Source organism: Moorella glycerini, assembly GCF_009735625.1.
GTDB classification, from domain to species: domain Bacteria; phylum Bacillota; class DSM-521; order Neomoorellales; family Neomoorellaceae; genus Neomoorella; species Neomoorella glycerini.
In genome coordinates this window covers 257,753-277,606 of the sequence record NZ_CP046244.1, presented here as the reverse complement: position 1 = coordinate 277,606, position 19,854 = coordinate 257,753, and the positions used below count along the sequence as shown (strand labels likewise).

Here is a 19,854-nt window from a genome sequence, read left to right as displayed (position 1 = left end):
TCAGTTGCAGGGGGGTTTACGGCTTAAATATGGTTCGACGATAATTTTATCGCCGGCAAGGCGGGCTATCTCCGGGTAGACCCGCCTTGTTTTTTGCTCGGGGGAGCGGGCGATTACGCCGGCGATACTGAGCTGCGCCGGGACCAGGCGATAGGCAACAATAACTGCTGCCCTGTCACCTGAGACGCCGGCGTGGGCACTGCCCAGCAGCGTACCCATGACCAGGATGTTGCCAGTGGCTTTAATGGTGGCACCCTGGTGAACGTTGCCCACCAGCACCACATGGCCGCTGTAAGCCAGTTCCTGGCCGTTACGGAGATTGCCTTCTTCCAGCAGGGTAGCTAGTTCGGCAGTACCGGCTGCTGCAGGGGCAGGCGCTACAGGCAAGCCGGCAGGTGGAACAGCAGAGGTAGAGTAACAGTTAGCGCCTGCTACCATAGTGGCAGGGGCGAGTTTTCCCGGGTTTTTCTGGGGCCGGTAGCGATCCGGCAAAGGTATATTGGTCCCCGGGACCAGGCCGTGCTCCCGGCAAATAGCTTCCAGTTCGGCTGTTTCCCGGCTGCTTAAAGGGGAGGTTGGTACCAGGGCAAAGGAAGCGCCCTGGAAGAAGCCCCGGGCCGCGGCAAATTTAGCGGCGAGGTTAGCCCGCAGTTCATTAAAATCCCGGCTGGCATCTAATAAAATCAGCAGGCCGCCACGGGTCCCTTTGAAGGTGATACAATCCTGCGCCATGTGGCTACTCCTTTCCGGGCAGGAAAAATTTTCGGCAGTAAATCCATCTTCCTGGAAAGATTCGCCTTGAAATACCATTTTTCCTGCTGCAGGGAAAAAAGTTGCCGCTATTTGTTGCCGGGACCAGTTCGGGCAGGAAGGGTGTTAAGCCCTGTCGAGATTTAAGTCTGGAAGGATTCCTACCTCTTCAGGCGAATAATAGGCTATGGTTTGTGGTTATTCTTTCTGGCAGGGGTAAAGGCAGGATGGTAAAAATTAAATTCCGGTATTATTTTTTAGGCTTAATAGCGTTTTTAATCTTGCTCCTAGTGGCGAGTACCGGCTGGCTGCAACCAACCCAGGCAACCAACCAGGTACGGGCAGGGCTCTTAATTGCAACGCCAGGGGCAGATCAGGGCACCCTGGCGGCCTATGGAGCGGTCTTAAGGGAAGAAGGTTTCCCCTGGGCGGAAGTTGGCCCCGGGGACCTCAACCTGTCACCCCGGGAACTGGTAGCACGCTACCCGGCCCTGATTTTGCCGGAAGGGTTAAACCAGGTTTTGCCGTCGCCGGTACCCCGGGTATTAACCGACTATGTCCACTCAGGCGGTAAGGTTTTACTGGTCTATGACCCCGGGACCAGCGGGGCTGGCGGGGAGAGGCTACCCGAGCCGGTCCTGGCAGGCCTGGCCGGGGTAAATTACGGCCCGGCACCGGGTGGGGACCAGCAAACCTACGATAGCGGTTACTGGCAGTTTTCTACGCCCCAGGTAGCGGCATCCTGGGGGATCACACCCGGTAAGCTGGACCGGGACAATGCCGTCAGCAGCTATGGTTACGGGCGGCTGCGCTACCGGCATGTCCGGGCGAGGCTTCTGGACGCCCGGCTGATAGCCTTTGACAGCCAGGCAGGCTTAAACCCGGTTATTACCGAAAAATCTTATCCCTCGGGGGGGAGCGTGGTTTTTGTTAACATACCCCTGGGGTATTACAAGCAAATGTCCGACGACCTCGCCTTACGTTCTATTGTCCGGACCTTTTTAATCAAATATGCCCACCTCCCCCGCCTGGTCAATACGCCCCGGGGTAAAGGCGGGCTGGTAGTCAACTTTCACCTGGACAGCAATGCCCATATCGGCCCTTTGCGGGCCATGATCCAGCGGGGTATCTTCCGGCCCGACCTCCAGTATTCCATTCACATCACTGCCGGCCCGGATACATACCGGCCAGGGGATGGCTACGGCTTTGATGCCGCCTCGCCCTTTAAAGGGCGGCCCTGGGTGGAACTGATGCAGAGATACGGAGCCATCGGTTCCCATGGCGGCTGGATCCATAATTATTTTGCGGCCAACCTGGAAAAACTGCCGCGCCAGGAGGTCTGGCGCTACCTGGCCTTGAATTGCGATACCCTGGCCGCAATTACCGGCCAGCCGGTGCTGGAATACAGCGCTCCCGTAGGCAACCATCCTGCCTTTGTCAATGAGTGGTTACAACAACGAGGCGTGCTGGCTTACTACAGCCCCGGGGATACTGGCTCCAGCCCTACCCGCAGCATTTTTTACGGCCGCCAGGTTAGCGGCAGCTTATGGTCTTTCCCCATCACCCCTTACCAGAAGTATGCCGCCCTGGAGGAATTAATGGCTGCCGGCGTACCCCTGGTAGAGGTTAAAGGCTGGTTCGATGACCTCCTCAATTTTATCGAGGAGGAACACGCCATCCGCTTGATTTATACCCATGCCAGTAAAAAGGAGTACGCCCTGGCGGCCCTGGCCTACCTGGCTAACCGGGCGGCCAGGGACCAGGAGGAAGGGCGCCTGCTGGTCTGGCCCATGAGCCGCTTTGCCTCCTTTTTAAACCGCCATGAGCAGGCGCAAGCTACCTTTAACCGGGGTCCCGCCGGCTGGGTAATAAAGCTCAAAAATAAGGCCGGCCTGGCCGACCTGACGGTGGCCGTCTACACTGGCAGTCACCGTTATCGCGTGACCGGCCGTTACCTGACCTGGTGGCAGGAAGGAGAATGGTTGTATATAACTACGATAGCCGGTATAGTTGAGAATGAAATCTACCTGCGCCGGCTAAAATAAAACCCTGTAGGAATTAGGCATTTTTGTCTTTTTGTTGACATAAGACCACATAAAGGTTATGATAGGGTAAAGATAAAGTTAGAAAGTGGGGGACCACCATGCCGAGGCCACCCAAGTGCCGGCGGGTAGAATTTATGCCCGGGATCACTTATTTTAAGCCGGCAGCAGTACCTTTACGCCAGCTGGAAGAAGTTGTCCTGGCAGTGGAAGAACTGGAAGCCATTCGCCTGAAGGATATAGAAGGCCTGGAGCAGGAAGACTGCGCCGCCAGGATGAGGGTCTCGCGGCCGACTTTTTTCCGTATCCTCAACGCAGCCCGGGGTAAGATCGCCGATGCCCTGATTAATGGTAAGGCTATCCGGGTGGAGGGCGGGGTTTACCGCCTGGCCGGGCCGAAGGCCCGCTGTGAGGAATGTGGCCATGAATGGGAACCAGAAACGGAGGGAACAGGAACCTGCCCCCGCTGCGGCAGTGCAGAAATCTCCAGCCCGGCTTCCGGCCCGGGACGGGGCCGCTGCCGGCGCCACGGCTGGCAGGGGGGGGATTGACCCTGCAAAAAAGTAGGATGGTTGCTTTTTTGAGGCCAATTTCTGCTTGCTTTCGGGATCTCAAGCCTGTATAATTAGCTCAGCAAGGTTGTTTTTGTAAGCGTGGGCCATGGAGGTCTGCTGGCCTGCCTGGAGGCAGGGTAGTAGTCTTATGGCCTTTTTCTTTGGCCATGGGGAATAGCAAGGAGGTCTGATAGCATGCATATTCCCGACGGTTACCTGAGTCCCCAGACCTGTGCCGTTTTTGGGGCAGCTATGCTGCCTGTCTGGGGCGCGGCAGCCCGGAAGGTCCGGGCCACCTTGAAGGCCAGGCAGGTGCCCCTCCTGGCCATTGGCGCCGCCTTTTCCTTTACCATTATGATGTACAACATACCCATCCCCGACGGCACCACGGCCCACGCCACCGGTGGTGCACTCCTCGCCATCCTCCTCGGCCCCTGGGCAGCTGCCATTGGCCTTTCCATTGCCCTGGCCATCCAGGCCCTCTTCTTTGGCGACGGCGGTATCCTGGCCTTTGGCGCCAACGCCTTTAACATCGCTTTTATCCAGCCCTTCGCAAGTTTTTATGTCTATCAACTCTTGACCGGCAGGTCGCCGGTGTCCCCCGGCCGCCGGGTCCTGGCGGCTACAATAGCCGGTTTTACAGGGATCAACCTGGCCGCCCTGGCGGCAGCGGTAGAATTCGGCCTCCAGCCGGTCCTTTTCCATACAGCCAGCGGGGTACCCCTTTACAGTCCCTACCCCCTCGCCCTGGCCGTCCCGGCCATGGCCCTGGCCCATCTCCTGGTGGCCGGCCCGGCCGAGGGGATAGTTACCGGCCTGGTGGTCCGCTACCTTGAACGGGCTAACCCCGGCTTACTCCAGCTTTACCCGGAGGCCAGGACGGCAGCTGCGGCCGGGGCCGGCGGCCCGGGGCTCAAGGGACTGGCTATAGGGCTCGGTATCCTGATCCTGCTATCACCGCTGGGTATCCTGGCTAGTGGTACGGCCTGGGGCGAATGGGCACCGGAAGAGTTACAGCAGATGCTGGGCTTTGTCCCGGCCGGGATGGTTAAACTGGCCGCCAGCTGGTCCCATGCCCTCTTCCCGGATTATACCGTCCCTGGGCTGGCGGGCAGCTTTGGGGCCGAGGCCCTGGGTTATATCCTGTCGGCCCTGGTGGGACTGGGGATAATTATAGCCATTTTCCTGGTAGTCCACAAATTAACGACCCGGAAAGAAAAACCGGAAGCCAACTACCATGCCCGCTGAAAATTTACCATCCTGGTTAAGGCAAAACAACTATGCACCCGTCCGCATCGGGGGCAGCAAACGGCGGCCGGGTTTTGGCGAGAAGACCCTACAGGACCTGGCCCACTTTGGCCAGGAGGTCCTTTTTGCCGAGGAACTGGCCGCCCGCCGGGGCTGGCTCCAGGGCCTGGATCCCAGGTTAAAGCTTGTGGGCTTGCTGTGGCTGGCCGTGGTGGCCGGCCTGGCCCGCCACCCCTTTACCCTGGTTAGCATATACGGGGGGGTAATTCTCCTGGCTTACCTTTCACGGATACCTTTAGGCCCATATCTAAAGCGCGTCTGGCTCTTTGTGCCCCTGTTTACGGGGATAATGGTTTTTCCCTCCCTCTTTAACTGGGTGCGCCCGGGCGAGCCCCTGGTGGTCCTGTTGCACCTGGGAGGGCCTGTAAACCTGGGGCCCTGGCAACTGCCGGCGGATCTGGCCATTACCCGCCAGGGCCTGGCCGGGGCCGGGCTCCTCATCCTCCGGGTGGGAGTGACTGTCTCCCTGGCTTTCCTGGTGACCATGACCACCCGCTGGGCGGCCCTGCTCAGGGCCCTGCGGGTTTTACGGGTACCCAGGATTTTTGTCCTGATTTTTAGCATGACCTATCGTTATATCTTCCTGCTGCTCAAAACCACAGAAGAGATGTTTACAGCCCGCCAGAGTCGCCTGGTGGGCAAGTCAGATATAAAAATGAACCGCCATTTCCTGGCCGGGGCCATGGGAAACCTCCTGACCAGGGCATATGCTTTAAGCGAAGAAGTCTACCAGGCCATGGTGGCCCGGGGCTATCGCGGGGAAGGACGTTGCCTGGAAGATTTCAGCCTGGCTCCGGGGGACTACTGGCGCTTCGCCGGGATCATCCTGGCGGGATTAATCCTTTTAGGTGGCGATTATTACCTTGGTGGCTAAAGCCCTCTATACTCTGCATAATGTCAGCTACGCTTATGACGACGGCCGGCCCGCGTTGGAAGGGATCAGCTTAACCATTAACGCCGGGGAAAAAGTGGTTCTCCTGGGCGCCAACGGCTCGGGCAAGTCCACCCTCCAGCGGCTCCTGGACGGCCTGATTTTCCCCCGGCAGGGAACGGTGAAATTTGAGGACCAGGAACTGACCGAGGCCTGTTTTGAGGATGAAGATTTCTTTCTGGCCTTCCGTCGCCGGGTGGGGTTTGTCTTCCAGAATTCCGAGGCCCAGCTCTTTAACGCCAGCGTCAGGGAAGAGCTGGCCTTTGGCCCCCTGCAGCTGGAATTACCGGCGGCCGAAGTTAAAGCCCGGGTGGATTCCCTCCTGGCCCTGCTGGAACTGGAAGCCCTGGCCGATCGTCCCCCCCATAAACTGAGCGGCGGGGAAAGGAAAAAGGTAGCCCTGGGAGCCGTCCTGGCCAGCAACCCGGAGGTGCTGATCCTCGACGAACCGACGGCCGGCCTGGACCCCCGCAGCCAGCGCTGGCTGGTGGAAATGCTGGTTAAACTAAACCAGGCCGGCAAGACCATCATCACCGCCACCCACGACCTGGCTATTGTCCCGGTAATTGCCGACCGGGTTTTCGTCCTGGGGGAAGACCACCACCTGGCAGCAGCAGGCTCGCCCCCGGAAATCCTAGTCAACCGCGAGCTCTTGATGCGGGTCAACCTTATTGACGCAGCCTTCCATGAGCACCACCACCAGGGCTATTTCCACCTGCACGCCCATTAACCGGGTTACGCAAAATGCCAGTAGCGGGCAATCCCCGCCACTGGCATTATTTGTAGTGAGGAACAAATGGGGATGGCTGGTCCTTCGCTAGATCCTTTTATTAGCCTTTTTACCAGTTATCCTGGTTTGGGCCTGTGGCTTTGTTAAAGCAGGAGTTTCTACTGCGGCAGCTTTACGGATCATTATATCAAGTTCGCTGGCCGATACGGCCGGCGAACCGGCATTGATCCGGGGCAGGGCCAGGGGGTTGCTTTTCTGGACAATAGCGCCTGCCTGGGTAGTAAAAACAAGCTTAAACCCGGCCCGGACGGCTGCCTGGATGGCCAGGTGGCTGGCTGCGCCATAGGGCAGGGCCAGGGCATAGACCGGTTGCTGCAGGTGAGCCTCAATTTCCTCCCGGGAGCGCGTCAGGTCCTGATAAACCATGTTCATAAAATCTTCCGGGCTTTGATCTTTTAAGGGGCCTGTCAGGAGCGGGCCTTGATGGCCGTTAGCCAGAAGACCGTAGTTATGCAAATTGTAAGTATGGGACTGGGTGATAAACCCGGCGGCTGCCATTTCCCTGGCTTCCTGCCAGCCATAATGCTGGAGGTTGCCCAGTTTTTGTCCAGTATAGCCGACAATGGCAAAGGACACAGCCGGCATGTGCCTGGCGCGCAGTTCGGGCAGGGCATACTGGTAGACGCTTTCATAGCCGTCATCAAAGGTAATAAGGACGGCATTAGAAGGCACGGAGCCACTATTGAGAAAATCGCGCAACTGGTCCAGGCTGATGGCCCGGTAACCCTGTTCCCGGAGCAGATCCAGGTGGTGGCGAAAGCGTTGCGGGGAGATAACTAACCCCGGGACTTCCTGGTAATCAAGATGATGGTAAATGAGAACGACGACTTTATTCTGGTAAATAATCTTGGCGGGGCTGCTGGTTGTAGCAACCAGGGCAGGCGTTATGGTGGCAGCTTCCTTTGTTACGGATACGGGCGTTGTTTCAGGGCCAGCAGTTTTTGCCGGAGCGCTGCCGGCAGTATTTACTTCCTGGTCCGGGCGGCGGGAAGAAGATTTGCCGTAAATAACAGTTAAGGACAATAGCAAAACGACAGCCGTTAGCACGGCGGCAATTTTTTTCACCCCTGGCCCCTCCTGCCAAAATACGACCTTTGCTGGCTTTCTTTTCCCTACCCAGCCTTTTCATAATTCGCCGGCGGGGAGTTAGCCCTTTTGCATGGCTGATGGGAAAAAGTCCTTCCCTATTTTATCACATGCGAGTGGTAATGGCAGCTCTCCGCAAAAAAATTTTTGCTGGTAAGCTATATTTCCAGGTCTATCCTTTAACTCTGGTAAAGAATGGCACCGGAGTTGGCTTCCAGGGGGAGGCTGATCTGGCCCCCCTGCACTTCAAAGTAACGGCCGCTCAAACCGTCCTGCCAGGTCGTACCATCGGCTATTGCCAGTTCTCCTGCTGCCAGGGTGATGGCCTGAGGTAAATCACCGGCATTTAAGATCACGATCACCCTTTCCCCGGCCAGCCGCCGGGCATAGGCGTAAACATCGGCCCGGTCGTCGGTAAACAAGGGCTGGAAATAGCCGCGCCTTAAAGGCAGCAACCGCTGCCGCAGGGCAATCAAGCGCCGGTAAAAGTTTAGCAGGTCCTGGTCCCAGGCCCGGGGTTCCCAGGGCATGGTCCGGCGGCAGTCGGGGTCCGGGCCGCCGGTCATTCCTAACTCATCGCCGTAGTAAATCAGGGGGGCGCCGGGATAGGTAAGCTGGAGGATTAGAGCTGGCCGCAGGTGGGTAACGGCTTCGGCATAGCTGCCGGAATGTCCGGGGAGGCCAGCCAGGCCTTCCTGGAAGGTGGTAATCACCCGCGCCGTGTCGTGGCTGCCCAGCAGGTTTAACAGGGCGAAGTTGGCTGCCTCCGGGTAGCGCAGGCGGACCAGGCCCAGGAGGAAGTCCAGGGTAGAAATGGGGAAACGCCGCCTGGCGAAGTAATCAAGAACCAGGTCGCGAAAGAGATAATTCATCACGCCATCAAAAAGGCGGCCCTGGAGCCAGAAGCGGGCGTCGTGCCAGATTTCACCCACAATATAGGCCTGGGGGTTGGTTTCTTTAACCTGCCGCCGGAATTCGCGCCAGAAGGCAGGTTCGATCTCGTTGGGCACATCCAGGCGCCACCCGTCAGTGCCGGCCTCCCGCAACCAGTAGGTTGCTACCTGGAGCAGGTAATTGCGCACCTCGGGGTTGCTGACTTTAAGTTTGGGCAGGCTGGGAATATCCCACCAGCAGGTATAATTGGGCCTGGGTTCCATCCTGACAGGAAAATCATAGAAATAATACCAATCTTTATAGGGGGAACTGGCGCCACGGGCGACCACATCCTTAAAGGCAAAAAACTCCGTCCCCGTATGGTTAAAGACCCCGTCCAGGATCAGGTGCATGCCGGCAGCGTGGAGGGACTCCACCAGGCGGCTTAAGGTAGCCGTATCCCCCAGGGCGGGGTCAACGGCCAGGTAGTCACTGGTATTATAGCGGTGGTTGGAAGGGGAGGCAAAGATGGGGTTGAGCCAGAGGGCGTTGACGCCTAAAAACTTTAAATAAGGTATTTTGGCCTGGATACCCTCCAGGTCACCGCCGAAGAAGTTTTCCCTGGTGGGGGCTTCACCCCAGGGCCGGGTCCCGGGAGGGTCATTGGCCGGGTTACCGTTGTAAAAACGGTCGGGAAATATCTGGTAGGAGACGGCGTCGTAAATCCATTCCGGGATGGTAAAGATATCCGCCGCTGTCCAGCGGTAAGTAAAAGGACGGCCACCCTGCTCGTTACTGCCGGCAAAAAGGTATACTGGTTCCTCGCCTTCTACCTGGTACCGGAAAAAATAACGGCACTCCCCGGGCCGGGAAAGCTCGATTTCTGCCTGGTAATAGAGGTAATGGGGGGTCCGGGCGTAGACATGCATGGGGGCAGTTTGCAGGCCCCGGTCTTCATAAACTACCTGGCAGTGCTGTTTTGCCCGGCGGCGGGTTTTTAAGCGCAGGAGAAGCTTACCGGGCGCCAGGGGCTGGCAAAAACGCGGGGACGTACGGTGAAGGAGCAAAGGTAGTTTCACCTCCAGCCATAGCCGGTATCGTTTTTGATCAGGCAGGCCCTGGCTAACCCTGGTAAAATTTGCTGCCTGGCGGCTAAAGTTTTCCTAGCCTGGCCGGTTCTGCGGCAGCGAAGACCGGCATAAGATCCAGGTGGATTTTATCGGGGCCGGGAGTTTCCCGGCTGGGAAGGAGGTATAAGGTAGTAGCCAGGGATGAACGGCCACCAGCGGACCGGCAGAGTTTATTATGGACCAAAATATAGTAAAAAGCAAGCCTAGAGGGGTTTGACGGGAAACAAAAAATATGGTACTTTAAAATCAGTAAATGGTTATAATTACTATTAAGCTACATTTAAGAAGATTAAAAATGCATTAAGAGGGAGTAGGAATGCTTGAATTTGCTAGCGGCTTCCATCAAAATGCCCTGGTCTGTTTACCCCAGGACTTGCATACCCTCTACGTTTACTGGGATTTTACCCCGCAAAGAATCCAGACCCTGCACGATTTCTTCAGTATAGTGAAGCCGGAAATGAAGTTGAGCTTGCGCCTGTGCCGCCGTGATGCCCCCCTGCCGGAACAAGAGTTAACCTTACCTGCCCTGGAACCCGGTGGCTGCTATTTTTATAATCTCGATCCCCGTATGGAGTACCACTTCGAGCTCGGCGCCATAAGCCCGGCGGGTGAATTTGTCCTCCTCGCCCGTACCCCTATAGCCCGGACACAACCCGGCGGCAACGAGTTATCCTTCACCAGTGTCATTCCCCCGGCGGTTGCCCTGGAGTCGGGCTTGACAATCCCCCTGGAGAAGGAGCCTCCTGTAAGCATTTTTAGCTGGTCCTGAAGGAGGCGTTCCAGCGGTCCGCCTCCCTGATAATCCCCACGACCCCGTATTTCAAGCTTGCTTTATTTCCTCACTGTACCGGCGCGCCCGGAAGTTTGGGGGCCTGCAGGGAAAGACAGGCCTGAAAAGCAGCGCCTAGCGAATATGGTTGAGGGGGTTTCTCCAATGGCTAACCAGGAAAACAAGCATACCGGTTACCTGGCCTTCCTGCTCCATGCCCACCTGCCCTTCGTGCGTAACCTGGAGGACTATATAAGCCTGGAAGAAAAATGGCTTTTTGAAGCCCTAACGGAATCTTACTTGCCCCTCCTTTTGAGCTGGGAACAGTTGGCTCTAGAGGGAGTAAACTTCAAACTCACCTTATCCCTGTCCCCTCCTTTAATTAGTATGTTGATTGACCCGCGCCTCCAGGAGCGTTATGGCCGCTACCTGGATAACCTTAAAGGATTAGCCGCCCGGGAAATGGAGCGGATAAAGCATGACCCCGTCTTCCATCCCCTGGCCAGTTTTTACCACCAGCGGCTCACAGCTATTGCCCGGGCCTTTAATGAAACTTACCGGGGTGACCTGCTGTCACCCTTAAAAAGACTGCAGGAGCAGGGTTATCTGGAAATTATAACCACCTGCGCCACCCATGGTTACCTGCCCTTGATGCTGACCAGGGAATCGTGGCGGGTCCAGGTGCGGGCAGCTTTAGATCTTTTTGCCGACGTCTTCGGCCGCCTGCCGGCAGGGATGTGGCTGCCGGAGTGCGGCTATACGCCTGGCATCGAAAATATCCTGCAGGCTGAAGGGATTAAATACTTTATTGTCGCCAGTCATGGGTTGTTAAATGCCGTTCCCCGGGTAAGAACGGCCGTTTATGCTCCGGTTAAAGTCGCCGGTGGCGTGGCCGTCTTTGGCCGGGACTGGGAGACTTCCCACCAGGTCTGGAGCCGGACGGAGGGCTATCCCGGCGATCCCCTGTACCGGGAGTTCTACCGCGATATTGGCTACGACCTGGACTTCAGCTACCTGGAACCTTACCTTATCGGAGGTATCCGGGGTGATACCGGCTTAAAATACTACCGCATCACCGGTAAGACGGAATGCAAGGAGCCTTATGACTTCCAGGCGGCCAGGGAGCGGGCCCGGGAGCATGCCCGGGATTTTCTGGCCAACCGGGACCGGCAGCTAGCCTGCTGGGCCGGCATTATACCTGATAAACCAGTAGTGGTTGCACCTTACGACGCCGAACTATTCGGCCACTGGTGGTTTGAGGGACCGGCCTGGCTGGAAGACGTCCTGCGCCTGGCAGCCGGACCGGATTACCAGACCAGGTTGACCACCCTGGCGGCTTACCTGGAGCAATACCCGCCCCGCCAGGAGGTGGCTTTAGGGCTTTCCAGCTGGGGAGAAGGCGGTTACAACCGTGTCTGGCTGAATCCGGCCAATGACTGGCTTTACCCCCACCTCCACCGGGCCGAGAAAACAATGGTAACCCTGGCTGCCGGTTGCGCCCATCCTACTCCTCTCCAGGAACGGGCCTTAAACCAGGCTGCCAGGGAGTTGCTCCTGGCCCAGAGCAGCGACTGGCCCTTTATCCTCACCAGCCAGACGACGGTAGCCTATGCCCGCCGTCGCCTGGAGGAGCACCTGGGCAATTTCTTCAAGATCTGCCGGGAATATCAAAACAACAACCTTGACGATGATTTTTTACGTGCTCTGGAAGACAAGGACAACCTTTTCCCGCGGCTGGATTTCCGCCTTTACCGGCCGGGCGGGCGGGGGCTGCCGGTAAATTACCCGGCAAGCAGGAAAGGGCCGGTAATCCTCATGCTGAGCTGGGAGTTCCCCCCCCACCATGTCGGTGGCCTGGGCATCCACGTCCGCGACCTGGCGGAAGCCCTGGCCCGGTTGGGAGTTAAGGTCCACGTCCTCACCCTGGCGCCCGGCCGGGAGGCGTTGACGACAAGCAAAGAGGGGGTATATATCCACTACCTGTCCACCTACCAGCAGCCGGAGGCGGAGATTGATTTCCTGTCCTGGGTGCTGCAGTTCAACCTGGCCCTGGCTGATGCCGGGCGCGAGTTAATAGCCAGTTTGCCAGGAACCCCTTTCATCCTTCACGCCCATGACTGGCTGGTAGCCGCGGCGGCCCGGGAACTCCAGGAAGCCTGCAGTGTCCCCCTGGTAGCTACCATCCATGCCACTGAGTACGGCCGCAACAGAGGACTGCATAACCGCATCCAGCAAACTATCCACCAGATCGAGGCCGGGCTGGTGGCCAGGGCCGACCGGGTAATCTGCTGCAGCCGCTATATGGAAGGGGAAATCCGGCGCCTTTTCCGGCCCAGGGCCGGAATAAAGGTGATTCCCAACGCCGTCAGGCCCATCAAAGTTGTTACCAACCCCCGGCCAGGGCAGAATATCCTGTTCATCGGCCGCCTGGTGGTGGAGAAGGGAGTCCAGGTCCTCCTTGAAGCCATGGCCAGATTACGCCATCTTTACCCTGAGGCCAGGCTAATCATTGCCGGGGCCGGTCCCTATGCCGGGGAATTACAAGCCCTGGCCGCCCGCCTGGGGATGGCCGGGCAGGTGGAGTTTACCGGCTTTGTCTCGGAAGCCGTCCGCAACCAGCTCCTGGCTAGCAGCCAGGTCGCCGTTTTCCCGAGCCTGTACGAACCCTTTGGTATCGTGGCCCTGGAAGCCATGGCCGCCGGGGTGCCGGTAATTGTCTCCCGCACCGGGGGGCTGGCCGAGGTTGTGGAGGACGGTGTAACGGGCCTGTGCTTTAATCCCGGCGATGTTGCAGGCCTGGAGCGCTGCCTGGTTACCATCTTCCAGGACCCCGAACGGGCCAGGGAGCTCAGCCGGCGGGCCCGGGCCAGGGTCGACCAGGACTATACCTGGGCCGCGGTAGCCCGGCAGACCTTAACCCTATACCAGGAGCTCCTCCGGGAACACTCCCAGGTTGCCAGTTAAAGGAGAGGTGGCCCGGCTGGCGGGAAGACCCGGCGGAGGTGCTTTTTATTTTCCGGTGACAGGGCTGTTTCCTTTGCCGGGTGATGTTGCCAGAGGGAGATGAGCACCCCGCCCAGGACTAAAATAATACCTGCAACGTGATACCAGGATAGATTTTCCTTGAGAATCCAGGCCGCCAGGGCAATGGCAAAGAGGGGGTTTAAGTTATTGAACATAGCCACCGGGCCGCAGCCAAGGCGGTTGATGGCCTCAAAATTAAGTAACACTGCCAGGCCAGCTATGATACAGCCCATATAGATAAGTAACAGCCAGCCAATCCAGGGCAGGTACCAGCCCTGGTGGACTACCTCCCAGAGACCCCCGGGAAGCAGGAAGAGGGTACCAAAGAAGAGGGCGCAGGTGCTGGTAATGGTTGGGGAATAGCACTGCATCATTTTTTGCCCCAGGATATTGGACAGGGCACAGGCCGTAACGTTGACCAGGAGGACCAGGTCAACGGGCTGGAAGCGTAAAGCCAGCAGGCGGTCCAGGGAGCCCTGGGTAGATACCAGGGTTAAGCCCGTAAAGGCGATTATAATTCCCGCGATCTGGTAACGACCGGGCTTTACGTGCCAGCCTATGGCCAGCAGGACCAGGGTAACGGCCGGAAAGGTGGCGAAGATAATGGCCGCATTAAGGGCCGGGCTGTTTTGCATGGACCAGGCAAAGGTACCGTAGGCCACGCTGATACCGAGAAAACCCACCATGGCCATATAGGGTAGGTCCTGGAGGCGCGGTTTATGGGGTTCCCGCCAGGCAAAGGGTAGCAGTACCATGAGGCCCAGCACACCCCGGGCAGCCGCCAGGGCCAGGGGCGGCACCAAGGGGGCCACCAACCGGCCGGCTATGACATTGCCCCCATAAAGGAGAGCAGCCAGGAGGACGGCCGCATAACCCAGCCGGCGGGCGGCTCCGGTGTGATCCCGGGAAACGGCAGACTCCTCAGCTTCCTGGCATAGAGCCATGCTTATGAAACCTCCAGCAAATCGACAGGTAACAATCCTATATTAGCATAGCACCGGGGACAGGCGACAGGCAAAGTTACCCTGGAGGGGTTGACGGCCGAAAAACGGCCTGGACAACTGACTGCCGGGATAAACTTCTCGCTAGAGCAGCATACCGGTAAGTTAGAGGCAAAGCTTTAACAAAAAAGCACCTGGTTATTTTAAGTCCAGGTGCTTTATTAATCTGGTGCCGAAGGCGGGGGTCGAACCCGCACGGCCTCGCGGCCACCGGATTTTGAGTCCGGCGCGTCTGCCAGTTCCACCACTTCGGCCTATTTGCTTTTTAATTTTAACATAGACTTCATATTCCTGCAAGGCCTAAAAGGATAAAGGAAGAGGGATGTCGAATAGGAAAGAAGCTGGAAGGTGGTGGCAGCCGTGGTGCCGGATGAGGAATTGCTGGCCCGGAGCCAGGAGGGCGATATGGAGGCCTTTACCCTCCTGGTAGAACGTTACCAGAAGATGCTCTACACCATTGCGTACCGTTTCCTGGGCAATCCCGAGGATGCCGGTGATGCCGCCCAGGAGGCCCTGGTGCGCGCCTATAAAAACCTGCCGGGCTTCCGGGGCCAGTGTTCCTTTAAAAACTGGCTGCAGCATATCATTGCCAATGTCTGTCGCGATGCCCTGCGCCGCCTCAACCGGCGGCCCACCCTTTCCCTGGAGGGCCTGCAGGAAACAGAGGGGGTACCCTGGGAACTGGCCGCCGGGGAAGCAGTCACTTCCGGAAGAAATTATCCTGGCCAGGGAAGGGGAGGACCATTTACATAAATTAATCCAGGCTCTCATGCCGGAATACCGCATGGTAATCATCATGCGGGATGTGCAGGGCTTTAGCTATGAAGAGATAGCGGCCACCCTGGGCTGCTCTGTGGGGACGGTAAAATCCCGCTTGAGCCGGGCGCGGCAGTTTTTACGGCAGCACCTGGTACGGGAACGGGAACATTTTGCGAAGCAAAGCGTCTATATAAGCAAAGGGGGTGAGGGGCGGTGAACTGCAGCCAGTACCGGGAACTTCTATCGCCGTACCTGGACGGCGCTTTGCCGGCCAACCAGCAACGCGACCTGGAGAACCACCTGCGCCGGTGTCCATTTTGCCGGGAAGAACTGGAGGCCCTGCGCCAGACGGTGAACCTTCTGCAGGCCTGGTCGGAAGAGGAACTGGATTTACCGGCGGGTTTTGAAGAGCGCCTGCGCTCACGGCTGGAGGCGACCTGTCGGCCCTGGTACTGGCGCTTACCGAAGAGCTGGCTCTCGCTGGCCGCGGCGGCAGCTATTATGGTAGCAGTGGCCCTGACTGCTTATGCCGATTATTTCGGTTTCCCCCATAACTTCCAGGCCCGCCAGCAGGCGCCTGAAGTTACCCGGGAAGAAAAGTCCCAGAATAACGCCCTTCAGGCCCCGGTGGTTCCGGTGCCGGATAAGGATTACGCGATAAAAATTTTAGATCAGCAAAACATCACTCATGAACCGGAGAGGGTGACATTGCCGGCCGCTCCGTTGGCCCCCAAACGGGAGCAACAGCCCGTAAAATCTCCCCAGACCCAACCAGTATTAAATGGCCGGGAAAGGAGTCCAGTTACCCAGCCCGGCAACAGTAATTTCCGGGGACAGAAACAGGACCCGGATGTATACGGAACCCTCTCTGTAAACGACGGGCAAACTGAACCGGGAACTACCCCGCCTGGAGGCCAGAATGGCGACCAGTCCCCGGGAAAGGATGGCGGTGGTTCCGGGACGGATAATACCAGGCCCCCCGGAGCTAACGGAGACCGTACCGGAATTGATGATAACGGCCGGCCAGCAACGGTCCCGGAAGAAGTATACAGAAACCCCGAAGTACCCGAGGCGAACCTGACCCCGGCGGTAACGCCGGGGACCCGGCCGGGAACACCATCCAGCGCGGTTGATAAACCTGGCAAGCCACCCTCCCCTTAAGGGTGGCTTGTTTTTCCGGGTTTATCCCTGCAAGCCTGATGGTTAAGGCCATCAGGGCGGGGAAAATAATTGCTTCCCGGGCAAGAAAAAGATAAAATAAAAGCAACGTTTTAATAAAGAAGGTTGACTGATGCCTGACAGAAAAGCCAGATTACTCCTGGTGGACGGCAACAGCATTATTCACCGTGCCTTTCATGCCCTGCCACCGCTCCAGACAAGTGCCGGCGTCCAGACGAACGCCGTTTACGGCTTTGCCACCATGCTGCAAAAGGCCTTTGACCTGGTAGCGCCGGACTATGTAATCGTAGCCTTTGACCACAGCAAGGTTACCTTCCGCCACGACCTGTATAACGAATATAAAGGGACGCGTCCTGAGACCGCCCCGGAACTCAGGCCCCAGTTTGCCCTCGCCAAACGCCTCCTGGCAGCCTGGAAACTGGCAAGCTGCGAATTAGAAGGCTACGAGGCTGACGATCTCATCGGGACTTTAAGCCATAAAGGGAAAGAGGCCGGGCTGGAGGTTTTAATCCTGACCGGTGACCGGGATGCCCTGCAGCTGGTAGATGACAGGGTTAAGGTCCTCCTCATGCGGCGCGGCCTTTCGCAGGTAGAATTATTGGACCGGGAGGCCATTAAAAAAACTTATGGCCTGGAGCCCGGCCAGCTCATTGACGTCAAGGCCCTCATGGGTGATGCCTCCGACAACATCCCCGGCGTACCCGGAGTAGGGGAAAAGACGGCCGTGCAGCTGGTACGGCAGTACGGCGACCTGGAAGGGGTCCTGGCCCACGCCGGTGAGGTGAGGGGGCGGAAAGTGGCGGCCAACCTGGCGGCCTATGCCGACCAGGCCCGCCTGGCCCGGCAGCTGGCTACCATTCGCTGCGACGTGCCGGCGGAGCTTGATCTGGAAGCCTGCCGCCGTGAGAACCCGGACTATGAGGCTGTCCTGGCCCTTTACAAGGAACTGGAGTTCAACAGCCTGGTCAAGGATGTCTTAAAAGCCATGCAAGCGGGAGGGGCCGGGGTGGCGCCGGCAGCCACCGTCAAAACCCTGAACCTGCCGGCACCCCTTACTTTGAGCAGCCTGGAAGAACTGGCTGCACTCGCCAGGCGCCTGGCCGGGGAGCAGGAAGTTGCCATCGAGCTGGCTCTGAATAACGCCAATTATTTAGACGCCGCGGCTTTAGCCGTGGGACTGGCCTGGGAAGGGGGCGTGGCCGTCCTGGGTACGGCCGGAATGCCTGCCGCCGGCCTGGCCGGAGCCCTGGAACCCCTGCTGCAGGCAGGGCCCATCTTTCACGATGCCAAGGCAGCCCTGGTCTGGCTGAAGGAGGCGGGGGCACGAGTTGCCGACCCGGGCGGCGACACCATGGTCGCCGGCTACCTCCTCAATCCCACCGCTTCCCGCCATGATTTACCGGAACTCTGCCTGGCCCACCTGGACCTGGCGTTGGTGAATGAAGAATCTTTACTGCTGACCACTGCCCGGCGGGCCGTGGCTACCAGGCTCTTGCACCGGGATCTGATTGCCAAATTGCAGGTAGCCGGCATGGAGGAGCTTTACCGGCGGGTGGAACTTCCCCTGGCCAGGATTTTAGGCGAGATGGAAAGCTACGGTGTGGCTGTTGACCTGGAAACCCTGGACCTGATGGGAGCCGAACTGGAAGGCAATATTGCCGCCCTGACGGAAGAAATCCACCGCCTGGCCGGGGAAAATTTTAATATCAACTCGGCCCGGCAACTGGGGAGCATCCTCTTTGAAAAACTGGGCCTGCCGCCGGTAAAGCGGACCAAGACCGGTTTTTCCACCGACGCTGCCGTGCTGGAAGAGCTGGCCGCGAAGCACCCCATTGCCGCCAAACTGGTGGAATACCGCCAGCTTACCAAGTTAAAGTCCACCTATGTGGACGGGCTGAAACCCCTGGTCAACCCCCGGACGAAGAGCCTCCATACCACCTTTAACCAGACGGTGACGGCTACCGGCCGCCTGTCCAGCAGCGAGCCCAATTTGCAAAACATCCCGGTGCGCCTGGAAGTGGGCCGGCGCCTGCGCCGGGCCTTTGTTCCCCATGCTCCCGGCCGCCTCCTCCTGGCGGCCGATTATTCCCAGATCGAGCTCCGGGTCCTGGCCCATATCTCCGGCGACGCCGGCATGATTGCTGCCTTCCGCCGGGGAGAAGACATTCATGCCCGGACGGCAGCCGAGGTCTTTGGTGTCCCCTTAAATGAAGTTACGCCGTTCATGCGGCGCAGTGCCAAGGCTGTGAATTTCGGCATTGTCTACGGCATCAGCGATTTTGGCCTCAGCCGCGACCTGGGCATCAGCCGCAGTGAAGCCCACGCATATATCGAGCGTTATTTCCAGCGTTACCCCGGTGTCAGGGCTTATATGGAAGAGGTCGTTGCCAGGGCGCGGCAGGATGGCTATGTAACCACCCTCCTGGGGCGGCGCCGCTACCTGCCGGATCTCTTTAGTTCCAACCATACCGCCCGGAGCTTTGGGGAGCGGGCAGCCATGAATACCCCCATCCAGGGCAGCGCGGCTGATATTATTAAAATCGCCATGGTGAAGATTTTCCGCCTGCTGGAGGAGCAATACCCGGCCGCGCGGATGATCCTCCAGGTTCACGATGAATTGATCTTTGATGTCCCGGAGGAAGACCTGCCGGCAGTAGCCGCCCTGGTTAAAGAGAACATGGAGAATACCCTGGAACTCCAGGTCCCCCTCCAGGTGGACTTAAAATACGGCCCCAACTGGTATGATATGGAACCCTATGAGGGGGCGATAAAACATGCCGGAACTGCCTGAAGTGGAAACCATCAAACGTACCCTGAGCCCCCATCTCCAGGGGCAAACCATTGCCGGGGTAGAGGTTTACCACCCCGGCGTTATTGCTGTTCCCGACGCCGCCACCTTTAGCGCTTTGCTGGCAGGTAAAAGGATAACCCGCCTCGACCGCCGGGGGAAATATCTCCTCTTCCACCTGGCGGCCGGCTATTGCCTGGTGGCCCATTTAAGGATGACCGGGCGCCTTATCTTGACGGCGGCGACCGACCCCTTGCTGCCCCATACCCATGTGGTTTTCCACCTGGCCGGTGGTACCACCCTGCGCTGGCTGGATACCCGCCGTTTTGGCCGCCTCTACCTGGGCCAGGAAGACGAGGTAACGGTAACCACCGGGCTGAAAGAACTGGGGCCGGAACCATTGGACCCGGCCTTTGATGTTGCTACCCTGGCAGCCATCTGTGCCGGCCGCCGCCGGCCGGTAAAACAGGTTCTGCTGGACCAGCATCTCCTGGCCGGGATTGGTAACATCTATGCCGATGAAATGCTCTTCCTGGCGGGGCTTAATCCCTTAAGACCGGCGGCTTCCCTGACAGGGGATGAACTGGTGCGCCTGCACCGGGCCATGCAGGCCGCGCTAGAGCAGGGTATAGCCAATGCCGGCACCTCTTTCCGGGATTACGTCGATGGCCGCGGCCAGCAGGGGAAAAACCAGGATTACCTCCAGGTTTACGGCCGCGCCGGCCAGCCCTGCCGCCGTTGTGGTCGCACCCTGGAGCGGGTAAAAATAAGCGGCCGCAGCACCGTATTTTGCCCCGGTTGCCAGGTTTAAATGACAGGCACGTATCCCACCTTCTTCCCGTATATTACTGTATAGAGCACAACAGGGCA

General features: G+C 58.3%; 16 protein-coding genes and 1 tRNA gene. 12 read left to right on the top strand and 5 right to left on the bottom strand.

Annotated elements, in window-relative coordinates; translation table 11 throughout:
* Window positions 1–810 (bottom strand): septum site-determining protein MinC, encoded by an 810-nt coding sequence (gene minC / locus MGLY_RS01415; RefSeq protein WP_170290871.1) that lies wholly within the window; start codon window positions 808–810, stop codon window positions 1–3.
* Window positions 811–977: 167 nt separating this feature from the next.
* Here minC and MGLY_RS01410 point away from each other — a divergent pair, with 167 nt between their 5' ends.
* The 5 genes from MGLY_RS01410 (at window position 978) to MGLY_RS01390 (ending at window position 6,315) form a co-directional block, all read left to right on the top strand.
* Window positions 978–2,795: a polysaccharide deacetylase family protein gene (locus MGLY_RS01410; protein WP_156271399.1), complete on the top strand. Its 1,818-nt coding sequence runs from the start codon at window positions 978–980 to the stop codon at window positions 2,793–2,795.
* A 98-nt stretch (window positions 2,796–2,893) separates the two neighbouring features.
* The gene (locus MGLY_RS01405; RefSeq protein WP_156271398.1) at window positions 2,894–3,343 is read left to right on the top strand and encodes a DUF134 domain-containing protein; all 450 of its coding nucleotides are present in this window, start codon (window positions 2,894–2,896) and stop codon (window positions 3,341–3,343) included.
* A gap of 198 nt (window positions 3,344–3,541) precedes the next feature.
* Entirely contained in the window at window positions 3,542–4,594 is a 1,053-nt protein-coding gene (gene cbiM / locus MGLY_RS01400; protein WP_156271397.1) for a cobalt transporter CbiM, read from the top strand.
* Window positions 4,584–5,528, top strand: coding sequence for a cobalt ECF transporter T component CbiQ (cbiQ, locus tag MGLY_RS01395; protein WP_156271396.1), 945 nt, complete (start codon window positions 4,584–4,586; stop codon window positions 5,526–5,528). Before cbiM ends, cbiQ begins: the two co-directional genes overlap by 11 nt.
* Complete coding sequence (locus tag MGLY_RS01390; RefSeq protein ID WP_277997914.1) at window positions 5,521–6,315, top strand: energy-coupling factor ABC transporter ATP-binding protein; 795 nt, start codon at window positions 5,521–5,523, stop codon at window positions 6,313–6,315. Before cbiQ ends, MGLY_RS01390 begins: the two co-directional genes overlap by 8 nt.
* 87 nt (window positions 6,316–6,402) lie before the next feature.
* Here MGLY_RS01390 and MGLY_RS01385 read toward each other — a convergent pair whose 3' ends face one another.
* The gene (locus MGLY_RS01385) at window positions 6,403–7,440 is read right to left on the bottom strand and encodes a polysaccharide deacetylase family protein (RefSeq protein WP_156271395.1); all 1,038 of its coding nucleotides are present in this window, start codon (window positions 7,438–7,440) and stop codon (window positions 6,403–6,405) included.
* Between the two features lie 200 nt (window positions 7,441–7,640).
* Window positions 7,641–9,401, bottom strand: coding sequence for an alpha amylase N-terminal ig-like domain-containing protein (locus tag MGLY_RS01380; protein WP_156271394.1), 1,761 nt, complete (start codon window positions 9,399–9,401; stop codon window positions 7,641–7,643).
* Between the two features lie 379 nt (window positions 9,402–9,780).
* Here MGLY_RS01380 and MGLY_RS01375 point away from each other — a divergent pair, with 379 nt between their 5' ends.
* Both MGLY_RS01375 and MGLY_RS01370 read left to right on the top strand, forming a co-directional pair.
* Window positions 9,781–10,233 carry a DUF4912 domain-containing protein gene (locus tag MGLY_RS01375; RefSeq protein WP_156271393.1) on the top strand — a complete coding sequence of 151 codons (453 nt, stop codon included), beginning with the start codon at window positions 9,781–9,783 and terminating at the stop codon, window positions 10,231–10,233.
* A 165-nt stretch (window positions 10,234–10,398) separates the two neighbouring features.
* Window positions 10,399–13,197, top strand: coding sequence for a 1,4-alpha-glucan branching protein domain-containing protein (locus MGLY_RS01370; RefSeq protein WP_156271392.1), 2,799 nt, complete (start codon window positions 10,399–10,401; stop codon window positions 13,195–13,197).
* On the opposite strand, the gene MGLY_RS01365 is transcribed toward MGLY_RS01370, so the two are convergent.
* Both MGLY_RS01365 and MGLY_RS01360 read right to left on the bottom strand, forming a co-directional pair.
* Window positions 13,194–14,201, bottom strand: a complete 1,008-nt coding sequence (locus MGLY_RS01365; protein ID WP_156271391.1) for a DMT family transporter — start codon at window positions 14,199–14,201, stop codon at window positions 13,194–13,196. The genes MGLY_RS01370 and MGLY_RS01365 overlap by 4 nt on opposite strands.
* A 224-nt stretch (window positions 14,202–14,425) precedes the next feature.
* Window positions 14,426–14,512: transfer RNA gene (locus MGLY_RS01360), tRNA-Leu, on the bottom strand.
* Between the two features lie 106 nt (window positions 14,513–14,618).
* Here MGLY_RS01360 and MGLY_RS18400 point away from each other — a divergent pair.
* The 5 genes from MGLY_RS18400 to mutM all read left to right on the top strand — a co-directional run bounded on the left by MGLY_RS18400 (window position 14,619) and on the right by mutM (window position 19,795).
* The gene (locus MGLY_RS18400; protein ID WP_277997880.1) at window positions 14,619–15,011 is read left to right on the top strand and encodes an RNA polymerase sigma factor; all 393 of its coding nucleotides are present in this window, start codon (window positions 14,619–14,621) and stop codon (window positions 15,009–15,011) included.
* Window positions 14,974–15,234, top strand: coding sequence for a sigma-70 family RNA polymerase sigma factor (locus MGLY_RS18395; protein ID WP_277997913.1), 261 nt, complete (start codon window positions 14,974–14,976; stop codon window positions 15,232–15,234). The genes MGLY_RS18400 and MGLY_RS18395 overlap by 38 nt, the downstream gene beginning before the upstream one ends.
* The gene (locus MGLY_RS01350; RefSeq protein WP_156271390.1) at window positions 15,231–16,178 is read left to right on the top strand and encodes an anti-sigma factor family protein; all 948 of its coding nucleotides are present in this window, start codon (window positions 15,231–15,233) and stop codon (window positions 16,176–16,178) included. The genes MGLY_RS18395 and MGLY_RS01350 overlap by 4 nt, the downstream gene beginning before the upstream one ends.
* Window positions 16,179–16,308: 130 nt before the next feature.
* On the top strand, window positions 16,309–18,987 hold the full coding sequence (polA, locus tag MGLY_RS01345; protein WP_156271389.1) for a DNA polymerase I: 2,679 nt from the start codon (window positions 16,309–16,311) through the stop codon (window positions 18,985–18,987).
* Window positions 18,971–19,795, top strand: coding sequence for a bifunctional DNA-formamidopyrimidine glycosylase/DNA-(apurinic or apyrimidinic site) lyase (gene mutM / locus MGLY_RS01340; protein WP_156271388.1), 825 nt, complete (start codon window positions 18,971–18,973; stop codon window positions 19,793–19,795). The genes polA and mutM overlap by 17 nt, the downstream gene beginning before the upstream one ends.
* Window positions 19,796–19,854: the final 59 nt, after the last annotated feature.